The sequence below is a fragment of the Sorangium sp. So ce362 genome, from assembly GCF_051519845.1.
Lineage (GTDB): Bacteria > Myxococcota_A > Polyangia > Polyangiales > Polyangiaceae > Sorangium.
Genome location: NZ_CP150332.1, coordinates 7454235 through 7469546, shown reverse-complemented (window position 1 = coordinate 7469546; position 15312 = coordinate 7454235). Strand labels below are relative to the sequence as shown.

General features: G+C 71.2%; 10 protein-coding genes. 5 read left to right on the top strand and 5 right to left on the bottom strand.

The features are described 5' to 3' along the window. Positions 1–73 precede the first annotated feature (73 nt). The 3 genes from WMF17_RS28325 to WMF17_RS28315 form a co-directional block, all read right to left on the bottom strand. Positions 74–3250, bottom strand: coding sequence for an FG-GAP-like repeat-containing protein (locus WMF17_RS28325; RefSeq protein ID WP_437644200.1), 3177 nt, complete (start codon positions 3248–3250; stop codon positions 74–76). 312 nt (positions 3251–3562) lie between these two features. Further along, entirely contained in the window at positions 3563–4390 is an 828-nt protein-coding gene (locus WMF17_RS28320) for an ABC transporter ATP-binding protein (RefSeq protein WP_437644199.1), read from the bottom strand. A gap of 70 nt (positions 4391–4460) precedes the next feature. After that, on the bottom strand, positions 4461–6239 hold the full coding sequence (locus tag WMF17_RS28315; protein WP_437644198.1) for an SUMF1/EgtB/PvdO family nonheme iron enzyme: 1779 nt from the start codon (positions 6237–6239) through the stop codon (positions 4461–4463). Positions 6240–6373: 134 nt separating this feature from the next. Between WMF17_RS28315 and WMF17_RS28310 the strand changes: the two genes are divergently transcribed. The 5 genes from WMF17_RS28310 to WMF17_RS28290 all read left to right on the top strand — a co-directional run bounded on the left by WMF17_RS28310 (position 6374) and on the right by WMF17_RS28290 (position 12398). Next, the gene (locus WMF17_RS28310) at positions 6374–7333 is read left to right on the top strand and encodes a GNAT family N-acetyltransferase (RefSeq protein ID WP_437644197.1); all 960 of its coding nucleotides are present in this window, start codon (positions 6374–6376) and stop codon (positions 7331–7333) included. An 87-nt stretch (positions 7334–7420) separates the two neighbouring features. Then, positions 7421–8206 (top strand): aldo/keto reductase, encoded by a 786-nt coding sequence (locus tag WMF17_RS28305; RefSeq protein WP_437596281.1) that lies wholly within the window; start codon positions 7421–7423, stop codon positions 8204–8206. 11 nt (positions 8207–8217) lie between these two features. Next, positions 8218–9192 carry an NAD(P)-dependent oxidoreductase gene (locus WMF17_RS28300; RefSeq protein ID WP_437644196.1) on the top strand — a complete coding sequence of 325 codons (975 nt, stop codon included), beginning with the start codon at positions 8218–8220 and terminating at the stop codon, positions 9190–9192. Positions 9193–9318: 126 nt separating this feature from the next. After that, positions 9319–11430 carry a sensor histidine kinase gene (locus WMF17_RS28295; RefSeq protein ID WP_437644195.1) on the top strand — a complete coding sequence of 704 codons (2112 nt, stop codon included), beginning with the start codon at positions 9319–9321 and terminating at the stop codon, positions 11428–11430. Further along, a complete protein-coding gene (locus tag WMF17_RS28290; RefSeq protein WP_437644194.1) occupies positions 11427–12398 on the top strand; it encodes a Shedu anti-phage system protein SduA domain-containing protein in 972 nt (323 codons plus the stop codon). The genes WMF17_RS28295 and WMF17_RS28290 overlap by 4 nt, the downstream gene beginning before the upstream one ends. A 420-nt stretch (positions 12399–12818) precedes the next feature. On the opposite strand, the gene WMF17_RS28285 is transcribed toward WMF17_RS28290, so the two are convergent. Next, positions 12819–13562, bottom strand: coding sequence for a hypothetical protein (locus tag WMF17_RS28285; RefSeq protein WP_437644193.1), 744 nt, complete (start codon positions 13560–13562; stop codon positions 12819–12821). Between the two features lie 278 nt (positions 13563–13840). Continuing rightward, positions 13841–15097 carry an RNA polymerase sigma factor gene (locus WMF17_RS28280; protein ID WP_437644192.1) on the bottom strand — a complete coding sequence of 419 codons (1257 nt, stop codon included), beginning with the start codon at positions 15095–15097 and terminating at the stop codon, positions 13841–13843. Between the last annotated feature and the right edge of the window lie 215 nt (positions 15098–15312).

Sequence of the window (15312 nt, the reverse complement as noted above, 5' to 3'; positions counted from 1 at the left end):
GCCGCGGGAGCCCCACGGGCGCGGCGCGCGCCCGGCCGCCGGCGGGAGGCCCCGGCGGCCGGACGGCGCCGCGTCAGTCGACGCGCTCACACGCCACCTTGTCCGAGGCGGCGTCCTTGTTGTTCCCGTCGTTGCACTCGTCGATCGCGCCGTCCGGGTCGACGACGCCGTAGATCAGGATCGAGAGGTTCCACGGGAACTCGTCGATGGTGGCGGTGAGGCTCACGCGCGCCCCCGGCGCGATCGGCCCCGCGAGGACCTCCTCGTGGAGCACCGTCCCGCCCTGACCGGGATCGCCGGCGTAGTACCGGATCCGCACGTCGCTCGCGGGCGCGGAGCCGACGTTTGTGACCGTCGTCGGGACGTCGACCTCCTGCGTGCTGCACTTCACGTCCGTCACCCGGCCGAGCTCGATCTGGAGGTCCGGCAGCGCGTCGCCCTCGTCCACGACCACGATCTGCTCGTTGTTGCTCTCGTTGCACTCGCGCTCGAGGGCTTTCTCGTCGACGACCGCGCGCACGCGGCCGGGCAGCATCGCCAGCGGGCTGTTCGCGGCGTCGTAGCTCACCGTGAGGAGCAGCGAGCTGTGCGGCTCGATGCTTGTCTGGAGGACCGCCTCCAGCGGGACGAGGGTCGCGTCGAGGAGCGCCTCCCAGCCGTCCGCGGCGTCCCACTCGCCGTAGAAGCTGAGGACGACGCCGGGGCCCACGCGCAGATCGCCCTCGTTCTTGACGCGCACGGTGATCTCGACGTTGTTGGTGAGCTCGCCGCAGGCCGCGTCGGGCGACGAGATCTGGATGGCGTCCAGCGCGAGGTCCGGCGCGATCCCGTACGACCGCGGGTTCGAGCGGTAGGTGTTGTAGACGCGGCCGCCGTACGTCTTCCAGCTCTCGGGCTCGCGCACGGGGATGCCGCCGCTCTCGAGCACGTTCGTCACGTGGTAGCTGTGCTGGTTCCAGATGCGGCGGGCCGAGACCCAGGTGTCGGTGGGGCTGCCCCAGACCTCGAGGCCGTTGTTGTAATCGACGCCCTCGCGGCAGTTGTCGGACTCGTTCGAGGTGGCGAACACGATCTCGGCGTTGCCATCGTTGTCGACGTCGGCCACGACCGGGTACTCGGTCCGCGTGCGGCTCGGGGAGTGCTCCTTGAACAGGACGTCCGCGGTCACGCCGTCGTAGATGCGGAAATAGCACTCGTCGTTGTAGATGACCTCGGCGGCGCCGTCGCCGTTGAAGTCGAACACGCTCGACCCGGTGGCGCGGCTGGAGTTGTCCTCGATGACGCGCCGCCAGCCGTTGTGGTAGCAGACGCAGGTGCCCCGCTGCGTGTTGCAGGTCGCCGCGCCGGTGCCGCCGCATTCCTCGTCGGTCGTGCACGCCTTCCCGTTCGGCGTCCGCGCGGGGTTGGCTGTCCCCGAGCCGTTGTCGTTGAGCGCGTTCGGCCACTCCGGGCACTCCGCCGTCGGTTCCTGGAGGTCGAGCATCACGTAGCGCCCGCCGAACGCCGTGCCGACCTCGGGGAAGCCGTCGCCGTCGAAGTCGTCCACGTTCGGCGCCCCGCCGTCGAAATTGGCGCTCGCGCCCATCGCCATGCTGCGCGCGATCTTGCCGTCCTGCCCGTTCAGCACGAAGAAATACCCGTTGTTGAACAGGATCACCTCCGGAAGCTGGTCGAGCGGGTTGCTCGGTCCGGGCGCGGCGCTCTGGTCGGCCCCGAGGACGTCGGCCACGGCGCAGAACCCGTCGCGGCGGAGGTCCGGGATCTTCTTCGCGCCGAGCTCGTCCACGCCGTTGACGGCCTGCCCGTCCCAGACCACGACGAGCTCCCCGTTGCAGAACGCGGTCGCCTCCGGGTCCGTGTAGGGGGGCGCGCACTCGGCCCTGCTCTTCACGCCCTCCGGCGGGCGGGGCAGGGCGTAGGCGGTGCTGCCCGCGACGATCTCCAGCCGGTGGTCGTCCTTGAGGTTCGCCACGCACGCGATGGGGCCGAGCCGGTTGGCCGCGTTCGCCGGATCCCCCTGGATACCCTGCGCCTCCCTGCCCCTGAACTTGTCGACGATCGAGAGCGCGCGGGTCGTGGCGTCGACGCGGAGCGTGAACACGTGCGCCCCGACAACGATCTCCGGGAGCCCCTCTCCGTCGATGTTGGCGATCGCCGGCGCCGGCTCGTTGTAGTAGTCGGCGGCTAGCCAGAGGTCGTTCGCGACGAGCCGGGTCTCGCCCGTGTTGGTGAAGATCTGGAGCCCTCGCGACTCGGTGATCGCGACGATCTCCGGGATGCCGTCGCCGTCGAGATCGCCGACGGCCAGCGAGGCGGTCGGCATCAGCGTCGCGTCGGCGCAGAGGTAGGACGGGTTGATGGGGTCGCCTTCGTGCCATACCTGCGCCCCGAGCACCGCGAAGTAGTCGCGCCCCTTGTCGGGCCCGCCGCCGTGGATCGCGCGGAGGACCCCGCTGTCTCTGTACGTCGAGCCGCAGAACGTCGTGAAGATGATCTCGGGGAAGTCGAGCTCGTTGATGAGCCCGTCGCCGTTGTCGTCGTCGAGGTTGGCGACGAGCGGGGTCATGACGTTCTGCGCCGAGACCGGGAACGGGCTGCCGACGGCGTCCGTGTTGGCGCGGCTCTTCCCGCCCCACGTGAACTCGACCTGCGGCAGGACGCTCTCGAACGGCTCCGGGGGCAAGAGGCACGTGGGCGCGGCGCCGGTGCCGGAGCAGGAGCCGACCTCGCAGGCGGCGTAGGTGGGGCAGTCCCAGTCGTCCTCGCAGGGGCAGCTCGCGTTCCCCATGCCGTCGTCGGTGCAGGTGCTCTCGTAGTAGGCCTCGCCGCCGCACGTGAAGAGCTCGCTCGTGGTGCTGCCGTTGGAGACGCACGAGAGGAGGCGCTCGCCGTCGCACGTCCGCTCGCCGGCGGTGCAGGCGTCGGCGACGCAGATGGTGCCGTTGCAGAACTGGTTGAAGGGGCAGCCGAGGTCGTCCTCGCAGCTGATATCCACGCAGATGGCGCCCCCTTCCGGGGTCATCTGGCATTGCTCGGTCGGGTCGCAGGTGAGGTCGGCGCAGGTGTTGTCGACGCAGGTGCCCTGTCCGTCCTCCATCTCACAGCGCTGATCCGGCCGGCAGTCCACGTCCCCACAGCCGCTCTCGACGCCGCCCGCCCCGCCGCTGCCGACCGTTGTCCCGACGAACCCGCCGCCTGTGCCTCCGCTCGTGCTGCCGCCACCCCCGCCGCCCTCGCCCGGGCTCGTCACGATCTCAGGATTGCTGCAGGCCGTTGCAGCGAGCCATAACCAAGGAAGCGCGAGGGGAAGCATCCGCCGGGGGCACGTGGGCATGAGGCGATTGTACGGGCGCGCAGTCGGCATGGAAGCGCGTTCGCGCGCGACTTCGTGCGGCGAGTGGGAGCTCTGCCCACGATGGGCGTCGCCCGCGGCCGACGTCCGTGGCGCGGGGGAGCGCGCCGCGCGCGCCGTGCGGGACGGCCACGGTGGGCGCGGCGGCGAGGGTTTACGCGAGGAACGCCCGGGCGCGTCGAGCCGCCCTTTCGCTTCCTGGCCCGCGCGTCACGCCCCGCCGCGCTCGAGGGCCTCCTGCAGCGCGCGCACCTCGCGCGCGAACGCCGGCTCGGTGCGCAGCGCGGCGGTTCGCTCCGCCGGCAGCGAGAGCGCGCGGTCGGCGACGATGCGCGCCGGGCGCGGGGACAGCACGACGGCGCGCTCGGCGAGGTAGGCGGCCTCGGTGATCGAGTGGGTCACGAAGAGCACCGTCATCCCGAGCTCGGCCCACAGGGCGCGGAGCTGATCGTCGAGCCGGCTCCGGGTGAGCTCGTCGAGCGCGGCGAACGGCTCGTCGAGCAGGAGCAGCCGCGGGCGCGTCACCATCGCGCGGGCCAGCGACACGCGCATGCGCATGCCGCCGGAGAGCTCGGCCGGGTACCGCGCGCCCGCGTCGGCGAGGCCCACCTGGAGCAGCGCGGCCCGCGCGGCGGCGCGGCGCTCCTCGACCGGCGCCCCGGCGAGCTCGAGCGGCAGGGCGGTGTTCTCGAGGACGCTCCGCCACGGCAGGAGGTGCGCGTCCTGGAAGACGTACGCGATGGGCGCGCGCGCGCCGCCCGCGCCGCTAGCGCCCTCCTCGACCTCCACGACGGTCGCGCCGGCGTCGGCGCGGTCGAGCCCGGCGACGAGGCGCAGCAAGGTGGATTTGCCGCACCCGGAGGGCCCGAGCAGCGCGACGAACGCGCCCGGCGCGACGTCGAGATCGAGGCCGTCGAGCACGACGAGGCCGGAGGCGCTGCCCCCCCGCGCGCGGCCGGCGTCGTCCAGCACCGGAAAGACGCGCCGGATGCCGGTCAGCCGCACGCGGACGCCGCCGCTCGCCATCGCCTTCGTCATCTGCGCCCGGCGTTCTATCCGCGCCGGCGCCGGTTGGCCAGGAGCGCGTGAGCCGCCGCGCCCGCGTCGATCAGCTCGACGAGGCCGTGCGCACGCAGCGGAAGCCGCCGTCGGCGAAGCGGTAGTGCGCCTCGAAGCTCATACGCGCCCAGGTGCGGAGCGACTGCGCGCCGTACATCCACGAGCCGCCGCGCATCACGAGCAGCGGCCTGTCCGGAGGCCGCGTGTTGCGCGGGTTGTGGGAGGGGCCGTCCGCATAGAAGTGCGGATCGTCGTAGTCTTCACACCACTCCCACACGTTGCCGGCGAGGTCGAGGATGCCGTAGGGCGAGGCGCTGCCCGGCGTCGAGCCGACTGGCACCGTCCCGCCCTCGCGGTTGTCGTAGTTCGCGCGCGCCGGCCCCGGCTCGGCGCGCCCCCAGGGGTATCTGCGGCCGTCGGAGCCGCGCGCGGCCTTCTCCCACTCGGCCTCGGTCGGCAGGCGCTTGCCGGCCCAGTTGGCGTAGGCCCGCGCGTCGTCCCACGACACGTAGACCACGGGGTGGTCCTCGAGGCCCGCGGGGATCTCGCCGCGCCTGAAATGGGAGAGGAACCGGCTCGCGTCGGCGTCGTCGGGGCGATATCCCGTCACGTCGACGAACGCCTTGAACTGCCGGTTCGTGACCGGCGTGCGATCCATGTAGAAGGCGTCGACATGGAGCTTCCTGCGCTGCTGCCCGCTCAGGAACGGTCCGCCGGGGACGAGGAGCATCTGCTCGCCGGTCTTCTCGCGGACCGTCGGCGCGAGCTCGCGCCCGTCGGACGAGGGCCGCGCCGGCGAGGGCGAGAACTCCGTGAGCGCCTCGTCGAGCCGCGCCCGGAACTCCGCGCACGACGCCGGCCGCCCGGCCGGGTCCTTCGCGAGCGCGTCGAGGATGAGCCGGTCGAGCGCCGGCGGGAGGTCGGGGCGGAGCGACGAGGGCGGCGCCGGCGGATCGGCGACGTGGGCCATCATCACGGCAAAGTGGTTGGGGCTGTCGAACGGCACCTGCCCTGTCGACAGCTTGTAGAGCGTCACGCCGAGAGAGTAGATGTCCGAGCGCGGGTCCGCGGCGTGGGGGCTCTTCACCTGCTCGGGCGACATGTAACAGCACGTCCCGAGGAACGCGCCGCTCAGGGTGTAGGTCGTCCCCTCGAGGATCTTGGCGATGCCGAAGTCGACGATCTTGGGCATCAGGCCGTCTCTACCGGTCGTGACGAGGATGTTGTCGGGCTTGAGGTCGCGGTGGATGATGCCCATCCGGTGCCCCTCATCCATCGCGTCGAGGACCCCGCCGAACAGCGCGCGGATCTCCTGGAAGGGGATGCGCCCGCGCCACCGCTCGAGGTGCCGCACCAGGGTCGACCCCTCGACGTACTCCATGATGATCGCGAGCAGGTGCTCGCGCTCGACGAAGTCGTAGACGGCGACGACGTTGTCGTGGCTCCAGGAGCGGAGCACCCGCGCTTCCCGCGCGAACCGCCGCCGGATCTCGGGGTTGCCGGAGAGGTTCGAGTGCAGGCATTTGACGGCCACGACGCGCTCGCGCGCCCGGTCGTGGGCCCGGTAGACGACGCCCATGCCGCCCTCGCCGAGCGTCGACTCGATGCGGTAGACGCTGATCTCCGTGCCGGGCAGGAGCCGCACCGGCGGCAGCGGCAGCGAGGGGGGCGGCAGCCCTCCGGCGCCGAGCTGCGTGGGGGGGAACGCCGTCGCGGCGAGGCCGGGGCCGGGATCGGTGACGAGGTGGCCGCACGAGGGGCAGAAGCGGGCGTTCTCCGGGAGCGGAGCGCTGCAGCCGGCGCACCGGGGAGAGCTGTCCTGGCCCATCGGTCGCGGCGAGTCTCGCACAGGTCGGGGCCGTCGTGGGCGGCGAATGTGTGGCGCGCCGGGAGCGGCCCCCGGCCGCCGTGTGGACCCGAGCGGCGCTCCGTGCGGACCGCTCGGCGTGGTAGCGTCGCGCGATGAGCGCTCCGGGGGACGACGACGCCGATCGACCCATGGGTGCGATCCACGCGGCGCTCGTCGCGGGCGGCACGATCGCGCCCCTGGTGATGGATGACCGACAGACGTGCCTGTGGATGGATTGCGAGCTCGCGTCGCTCGTCGAGAACCGCTTCTTCGCGCGCGTCGATCCGGTGGCGCGCGGCGCCGAGCTGCGCGCCGTCTGGGAGCCGAGGGCGACGCGCGACGGCGCGCTGCTCGGGACGCCTCACGCGGGCGCCCGCTACGTGCGTCCGTACTGGCTCATGCAGGGTGGCAGTCGGGTCGGCACCATCGCGCTGTCGACGGGCGCCCGCGGGGAGCGGCTGATCGAGGTCTCGAGCCTCTACGTGCTCCCCGCCCACCGCGGGCGCGGCGTCGCGGGCGCCGCGCTGCGCCGCGCGGACGTCGTCGCGTGGGCCCACGGCGTGCCTGGCGTGCGCGTGCAGACCTGCTGGGCGTGGCAGCCGGCGGTGCGGTTCTATCTCGGCCTGGGCATGTGGGTCGCCGGCTGGACGGACGCGCTCGTCTTCACGTGGCGCCGCGGGCTGCCTGCGCACGACATCGAGATCGGCGAGCGGGAGGCCACGTTCAGCGTCGTCGTCGACGGCCGGAAGGAGCACCTCATCCGCGCCTCGGCCGAGGGCGACCGGCTCGGGTGGGTGGAGTCGCCCCGGATGGAGGCCTATCGCGGCGAGCCCTCCGACGTGCCGTATCTCGGCCCGGGGACGTTCGCTGTCGCCCTGGCGACGCGCGGCTTCCCGCTCGTCCGGTCCGAGGGCCTCTGGCGAGAGCGCCACCGCTCGTCCAACGTCGGCGAGCCCGAGGGGCTCGCGTACAAGATCGAGCTCTTCGAGGCGGTCGATCGCGGCTTCGGCTTCGACGTCCGCACGCCGCGCATCCCGGGCCTCCTGTACCGAGCGTACGACGACATCGACTGACGTTGCGCACGTTGCGCACGTTGCGCACGTTGCGCACGTGGCGCACGCGGCGCGAGCGCCGGCGCCAGGTGGTGTAAGCTCCGGCGCATGGACGACTGGCTCCACCGCGCGCCGACCGCGTTCCGCGGCAAGCGTATCTTCCGGCTCGGCCTCGCGGCGAGCTACGGCATCGACGAGGGCGGCGTGCGCGCGGCGATGGATCGCGGCGTCAACCTCTTCCTCTGGACGCTGCGCGCGCGCGGGCTCGGCAATCCGCTGCGCGAGGCGCTGAAGCAGCGCCGCGATCGCGTGGCGGTGGTCGGCTATGCGCAGGTCGGCTGGTTCGGCTGGGGCGTGCGCAGGGGGGTCGAGAAGCTCCTGCGCGAGCTCGGGACCGATCACCTCGACGTCTACCTGCTCAGCTGGCTCGGCGTCGGCTCCGCGTGGACGAGCGCGACCGAGCGCGAGCTCGTGCACCTGCGCGAGAGCGGCAAGGTGGGCGCGCTCGGGGTGAGCATCCATGACCGCCCGCGTGCGGGCCGGCTCGCGGCGTCCTCGCCGCTCGACCTGCTGATGATCCGCTACAACGCCGCGCATCCGGGGGCGGAGCGGGACATCTTCCCGCACGTGCGCGACGCGAGGCCGAGCGTCCTCGCCTACACGGCGACGGCGTGGCGGCGCCTCTTGAAGGAGCCGAAGGGCTGGGCGGGCCCGGCGATGACGGCGGGCGACTGCTATCGATTCCAGCTCTCCAGCCCGCACGTGGATCTCGCGCTGACGGGGCCGAAGACCCGCGCCGAGGTGGAGGAGAACCTCGACGCGCTCGCGAAGGGGCCGCTCACCGCGGACGAGGATGCGTGGATGCGCGAGTTCGGTCGCGCGGTGCACGGGTGAGCGGGGCGTCCATGGATCCGATCGTCATCGCCTGCACCACCGTCTTCCCGGCGGAGGCGGCCCGCCTGCTCGCCGAGGGGGTCGCGCCGCACGCGCTCGCGCTGCCTGCGGCGCGCTCGGCGGCGAACCTCGCCGTCGTCGCGCCGGATCCGGTCGTTCTGGGCGCCGATGTGGTCTTTGGCCAGCCGCATCCGGACGACGTCTGCGCGGCCCCGCGCCTGCGCTGGGTGCACCTCAGCACCGCCGGCTATGCCCGTTACGATGTGGCCTCCGTGCGCGCCGCGCTCGCGGCCCGCGGCGCCGTCCTCACGACGAGCAGCGGTGTCTACGCCGACCCTTGCGCGGAGCACGCGCTCGCGTTCCTGCTCGCGGCCTCCCGGCGGCTGCCCGAGTGCCTCGAGAACCAGCTCGGCCCGCGCGGCTGGCCCGACGCGCCCGTGCGTTCGCGGAGCGCGCTCCTCCGCGGCCGGCGGGTGCTGCTCCTCGGCTTCGGCGCCATCGGCCGCCGCCTCGCCGCGCTGCTCGCCCCGTTCGAGGTGGATCTGCGCATCCTGCGGTCCCATCCCCGCGGCGACGAGCCTGGCCGTGTCGTCGCGAGGGAGGCGCTCGGCGACGCCTTCGCGTGGGCGGACCACGTGGTCTCGACCCTGCCTGACGCCGAGAGCACGAGGCGGCTCGTCTCGCGCGCGCTCCTCGCGCGGATGCGCCCCGACGCGTGGTTCTTCAACGTCGGCCGGGGCGCCACGGTCGACCAGGCGGCGCTGCTCGAGGCGCTCGGGGCGCGCCGCCTCGCGGGCGCGTACCTCGACGTGACGGATCCCGAGCCGCTGCCGCCCGAGCACCCGCTCTGGCGCGCACCGGGCTGCTTCATCACGCCGCACACCGCCGGCGGGCGGCGCGAGGAGCCGGAGGCGCAGGTCGAGCATTTCCTGGCGAACCTGCGGCGGTTCGAGCGGGGGGAGCCGCTCGTGGACCGGGTGATCTGAGGCGGCGGCGCGCGGGCGCGCTCGCGAAGGGGGACGAGCACTCCTGCGCTTCGTCCGATCGGTCCTCGGCATGCAGGGGGACGTTGCGCGCCCGAGCGCGTGCGTGCCATGGAGGATGTGCAGCCCATGAACGACGACGAGCACACGCCCATGCTGGCGGGCGACAACGCGGTCGCCCGTCTGTTCGAGGCGGCGGATTATGAGGTGTCGCAGGCGGTCGGCCTCGAGCCGGGGAGCGTGGATTGGTTCGCGACGCCGCGGAAGGGGCTAGTGCGGCCGAGAACGTACTTCCGCGTCTGGATGCGCTGCCCCGAGGGCTTCGATGCCGCGCTGGCGGAGCTCGATGAGAAGCGTCGGGCGACGGCGGCCGATCGTGCGCTCGGGGTCGTGATGGAAGGCGGCAGCCTGCCGCCTGGGTACACAGCAGACCTGAGGGCAGATGTCTGCGCTGCGATCTCGTACCGTAGACTGGTCCTCGAGGTCTCAGGGATCGCGGACGGCATACGTGAGCACATGAAGGCGTATGAGGCGAAGGGCGAGCCGGGGAGGTACTTGTCGCGGCGCATCGACGATCCTGAGATGGGATATCCTGACGCCGTAGCTTGGCTCAAAGAGTGGGTGAGCAGCAGGCCGACGTCCTCCACTATCTTGCTATCATACGACGATCTGACCGGCCGCTCGGCGGTCGTCGAGCAGGCCATTTATGAGATCGGCCTGCGGTCCTTGCGCGAACCGGACGACACGGTGCTGCTCGCAAGGTATTCTCCGACCGGAGCAGCGCACCTGGCTTACGAGCACGGGTTCGCTATTCGCGTGCATGATGATATCGATGAATTGTTGCGTGGGAGCCCACCGTCGTTGGTTTGCCTCGAGCGTTCGGAAGTCTACGATTACGAAAAGCGCGTCCGCAACTACCTGCCAGGTAAGTGTGTGAGGGTATGTGCGCCGGCGTCGAGCGATGTCCAGCGCTGGTTCAGTGACAGGCTGGCTTCGTCGGCCTTGACCGCTCGATTTCTCGCGGCTCGCGAGCGTGACCCGGAATTCAAAGATCTGACCGACGCGCCTGCCAATGTGCAACGATTGCTGGAGTCCGTTCTCATTTGCCGGGATGTGGCGTCGAGCAGCCCTGCGCAATGGATAGCGTATGTGGTTCACGATTATATCGTCAAGCTCTTGCATGACGCTTTTCCGGACGGGAAGGCTCTGCTGGCGCAACTTATGCCGCTGGAAGAAGCGGCGCTGACTCAGTTCTCGCTCGGGTGGATTTCCGTCGGGCCCGACCGCCCAATCGCGTCGCAGCGAACATGGGGTGAACTGCGAGAGCAGATCCTCGCATGGTACAAGATAGACAGCCAAGGCCGCGTCCGGATGAATGCGCTGATCCGCGACCACCTCATCGCGCGTAGGGTGGCGCGCGAGATCCTCGCCGGTAACGTCGGCTCTCTGAGTCGTCACCAGTTCCCCAGGGAGTACGTGTTCCTGTTCCTGTCGATCCTCTCCCCAGAGGCGGCGGCCCGGTTCGCGGAGGGGCGAGGCGCCGAGGTTCGCGCCGAGATCGAGGCCGAGGTGGAGCGCCGCCTCCAGCTGACGCTCGCTCATCAACTCAAGCGCTCCGTCGGCGCGATCTTGATGAATGTGCAAAATATTCGGGAAAATCTCGGCGCGTTAGACGTGGCGAAGTTCAAGTATGAGTTCCGCCGAATCGACGAGGAGATCGCATTCCAGTCGGCGCTCGCCGAGCAGACCGGGCGGTGGCAGGAAGTCCCGAATGACGCTCCGGAGGGCCTCGCTCTCCACGACATCGTGATCGATGTCGTCGCACCGCTCCGGCAGAGGTGCCCGGATGCTGGTTGTGAGATCGCGATCTCCGCCGCGCTCCGCGTGCGGGCCAACCGCGCGGGGCTGCGCGAGATACTCCACTGCCTGTTGGAGAACGCGTTCCACGCAGTCGCATCCAGCCCTGCGCCTCGCTTGTGGATCCGCGCGATCCTGGAGGGCGATACCGTCCGCCTGGACATCGTCGACAACGGCCCCGGTATTCGCGCGGAGGATCGGGAACGCATCTTCGAGCCCTACGTGACGACCAAGAAGGGCGGCGACCAACCGCTCGGTACGGGGCTGGGGCTCGCCATCGCGCGGCGCTATGCGGCCCAGCTCGGCGCGTACGTGGGGCTCGACCCCGAGCGCGAGGGGACCTGCTTCTTCGCACGGTTTGTCACGTGGAGGGATGCATCATGAACCAAAAGAACGCCCCGAAGGTGCTCCTCGTCGAGGACAACAAGGCCACGGCCGGTGATTTTCTGCGCGTGCTCCAGCTCAATGGATTCACGGCCGAGCACGCCCTCGATGCCTCCGAGGCGCTGGACAAGGCGGCCACCTTCGGCCCCGACGCGGTCCTGCTCGACCTGCAGATCCCCTCTGCGCCGGGCCTCTCCGACGAGAACGTCGAGCACGGCTTCCGCGTGCTCGACGCGCTCCTCGCCGCTGACCCGTTTCGCCCCGTGTGCATCGTGACTGCCCACAACCAGCCCGAGCTCATCCGCCGCGCGATGCGGCGGACGCACGGCGCTCCGTTCGTCTTCAAGGACGACGATCTCCGCCGCGCCTTGCCGAAGGCCGTGAACGTCGCGCTCGCCAGCCCGGCCTTCAAGATGAGCCGCACCGTCCGCGAGTTTCGCGCTCTCGTCGATCGAAACGAATCCGAGGACGTGTATCGCAAGTTCATCCACCAGCACTGGGGTGCGATCCTCGGGCCCGAGTACCAGGACGTCCGTTCGCCGTACCCGATCACGCGCGGCGGGGAGATCGATCTCCTCGCGATCCGCTGGGACGGCTTCCCCGACCTCTGGGAGCTCAAGCGCCCGAGCGACCCCGTGTTCAAGGACTACAACGGCTGGCTCCATCATAGCCTGGAGTGCGCCCGAGCGATAGGCCAGCTCATGTCCTACTACGATGCGGCGGAGAAGGAGCCCCGAGGGCCGCTCGGATACGACGGGCGCAGGGGCATCACGGTGCATCTCCAGCGCCCCCGCGGCTTCGTCGTGATCGGGCGCTATCAGAGCGACGCCGAGCGCGAGCGCCTGCGCCTCGAGAACGGCTTCCTCGCCGGCCTCGCCATCCTGACGTACGACGATCTCATCGAACGGGCCGAGCAGTTTCTCACGTTCCTCCAGCAGCATCGGAACGGGGACGATTCCCCCGCGTGACAGTCGGATCCGTGCTCGATCGGGCTCGCGACGTTCCACTCCGTTCCGGTCGGAGCGGATGGCGAAGCGCTGCGGGGAGGGTGGCCGGAGAGCTCCGTCGTTGCGCGGCGTACCGTTCGGGGGAGCGCCGGAAGGTTGTCCACCCAGCCCCCTGCATCGTCTTGCTGCGCGGTGAGCGCCTTGAAATCGCCCTCTCCTGCACGCAGTCACCCGCTTCAAGGCTTGAAACGCCCGACTCGGTCGCCCAGTCGGCGATCTCAAGCCTTGAAACGGTCGACTCGGCCGCCGAGTCGCCCATCTCAAGCCTTGATCCGCCCCGCTGGCCCGCCGAGTCGGCCGTCTCAAGCCTTGAAACGGCCGACTCGGCGACCGAGTCGCCCGCTGCAACGCTTGCATCAAGCGTTGCAGCGGGCCGCAGGCTCACGCGTCCGGCGAGCCCTCCTGCTGGCCCGCCGGCCCGGCCGCCGCCACGGGCGGCGCGGCCGGCTGGCCGGGCGGGAGCGCGTCGCTCACGCCGCTCACGCGGTGGACCTCGGCCAGGTCGTCGAAGAGGAGCGGCAGGAGCTCGGGCTTGCCCAGGTGGGCGAGCAGCCCGCGCACGAGGCTCTTGTTCGCGTTGTAGACACCCAGCCAGGCCTCGCGCGCGGTCGACACCTCGGGGCCGAGCTCGAGCCGCTCGACGCGCGTGGCGCGCTGCTGCCGCTCGATGATCCCGAGCTTCTCGTGCGCCTCCCTGAGCTCGGCCTGCCACACCTCCGCGCCCCGGATCTTCTCGCGGTGCTTCTCCAGCTCGTCGGCGATGTGCCCGACCGCCGCGGTCAGCTTCGTGAGCCGCCGGCGCGCGAGGACGCTCGGCATCTCGCCGCGGAAGAACACCTTTGGATCGACCGGCCTGCCCTTGAGCGAGTCGAGGTACGAGGCGAACCGCACGATGACGTCCCGCGCCTCCTCGAGCACCGCGCCGCTGTCGAGCTCCGGCGCGGGCCTGGGCTGGCGATCGAGGACGTCGGACATCGCCTGATCGGCCATGAGCTGCTTGCCGATCGCGAACTCGACCATGCCGTCGAGCGCAGGGAGCTTGCCGATCAGGACAGCGGCCATCTGCTCGCGCGCGAACTTACCGTAAATCTTCGTCTCGAAAGGATCGATGTAGGGGTCTGCCACAGGCGCCTCCTTGGGTTGAGCCAAACGAGCCGATGCTCGCCGAGCGCGGCTGCCCTTCGCAAGACCATGGCAGGAATCCGACGCACGGGGGTCGCGCCGGAGTTGCCCGGAGAGGTTCACAGGAAGGCGAGAAGCCGGGAAGATGATTGAGCTTTTCTGCTCGCCTTCCCGCCTTCCTGCCTTCCTGTTGAAATCCAGCCACCCCCGGCGCCGGCGTGGACCCCTCGGGCCTGAGCGACGGGCGGCAGCCTTCGCCTTCGCAGCCGACCCCCACCGCGTCACTCGGGGCGCGCGGAGGCCGGCCGGCGTCGCAGGAGCGCCTCGCGGGCAGCTGCGTGGACGCCCCGGGGGAACTCGCGCCGGTGTTGCTCGAGCAGCCGGCGCGCCGCGTCTCCTCCTCCCGAGGTGAGCGTCGCGATGGCCTCTCGCCACAGCCGGTCCTCGCGCTCGGACAGGGCGCCGCCGCCCTGGAGCGGATCGGGCGCTCGCCGCAGGCTCGACGGGCTGCGGCCTGTCGCCTCGGGAACGCCGCCCGCGGCTCCGGCGGCCTGTGGATCCGGCGGAGCGCCGCCCGCGGCGCCGGCGGCCTGTGGATCCGGCGGACGCGCCGGAGCCCAGGGGAGGGCCCTGCCGCGCTGAACGGCCGCCTGGAGCTGCGGTGAGCTCCGCGAGACCGCGTCGGCTGGCGGCGTCGCAACATCGCCTGTCCCACCCGGGGCGAACAGCACGAGAGCGCCCGCCGCGACGCCGGCGGCGGCGTTGGTCACCGATCTTCCGACAGCGCGTGTCGCCACCCGCGATATGCCTTGCGAGCTCGCTGCCTGGCTGGCATCGCCGCGGGACGGCGCGCGCCCGAGGGCGCGGCGAGCCCAGCCGAGCAGCCGCCGCAGCGGGCCTCCGTGGACCGGCTCCGACGACACGCGCGCTTCGCCCGCGCCGAACGCGATGGCGAGCGGCGCGAGCAGCGCGCCTCGGCCGCGGTTCCGCGCCCGCCATCGCCGCGCGGCGGCGTCGAGGCTCAGCCGCGCGAGCCGGAGGTGGTTCCACGCGGTGTTGCGCGGGATCGCGCGCTCGTCGGCGATGACCTGGACCGCCTCCTCCTCCAGGTCGTGCGCGACGAGGATCTCACGCCGCATCGGAGGGACGTCCAGGAGCAGCTCCGCGAGGAGGTCGCTCCGTTGCGCCTCGATGAGCCGTGTCTCGGAGTCCGGCGCATCGCTGGGGAGCCCGTCCAGCGCCTCGTCCGGCCACAGCGCCTCGTGTCGGCGATGGGCGCGCTTGCGCTCGTTGGAGGTGAGGTTGAACGCGATCCGCAGGAGCCAGGTGCGCACGCTGGCAAGGCGGGGATCGAACCGGGGCAACGACCGCGCGGCGCCGTGGAAGATCTCCTGGACCATGTCGTCCCGATCCGCGCCCCGGAAACCCCGCCGCTCCACGTAGCGGCGGATGGCGTCCTGGTGCTCGGCCATGATCGTCTCGAGGGTGAGCGGTGAGCCCTCGGCGGCGGCGTCGGTCTTGCGAGAAGGTTTCCCCATATCAGTCCAGTTACGTGGCGCGTCTGTTCGACATTTGAAAAACGTCGAGCCGGACCGGGCCGATCCAGGCCGATCGCGCTCGCGTGTGCGCGCTCTGGATCATGCTGTGGAGGGGAGCGCGGAGCATTCCGGAGGAGCTACCAAAATTGGCTGACGGTTGAGCTGATTTCATCGTTCGCTCCGGGCCAAGGCAGCTTGACCGCATGGAGCCTCAG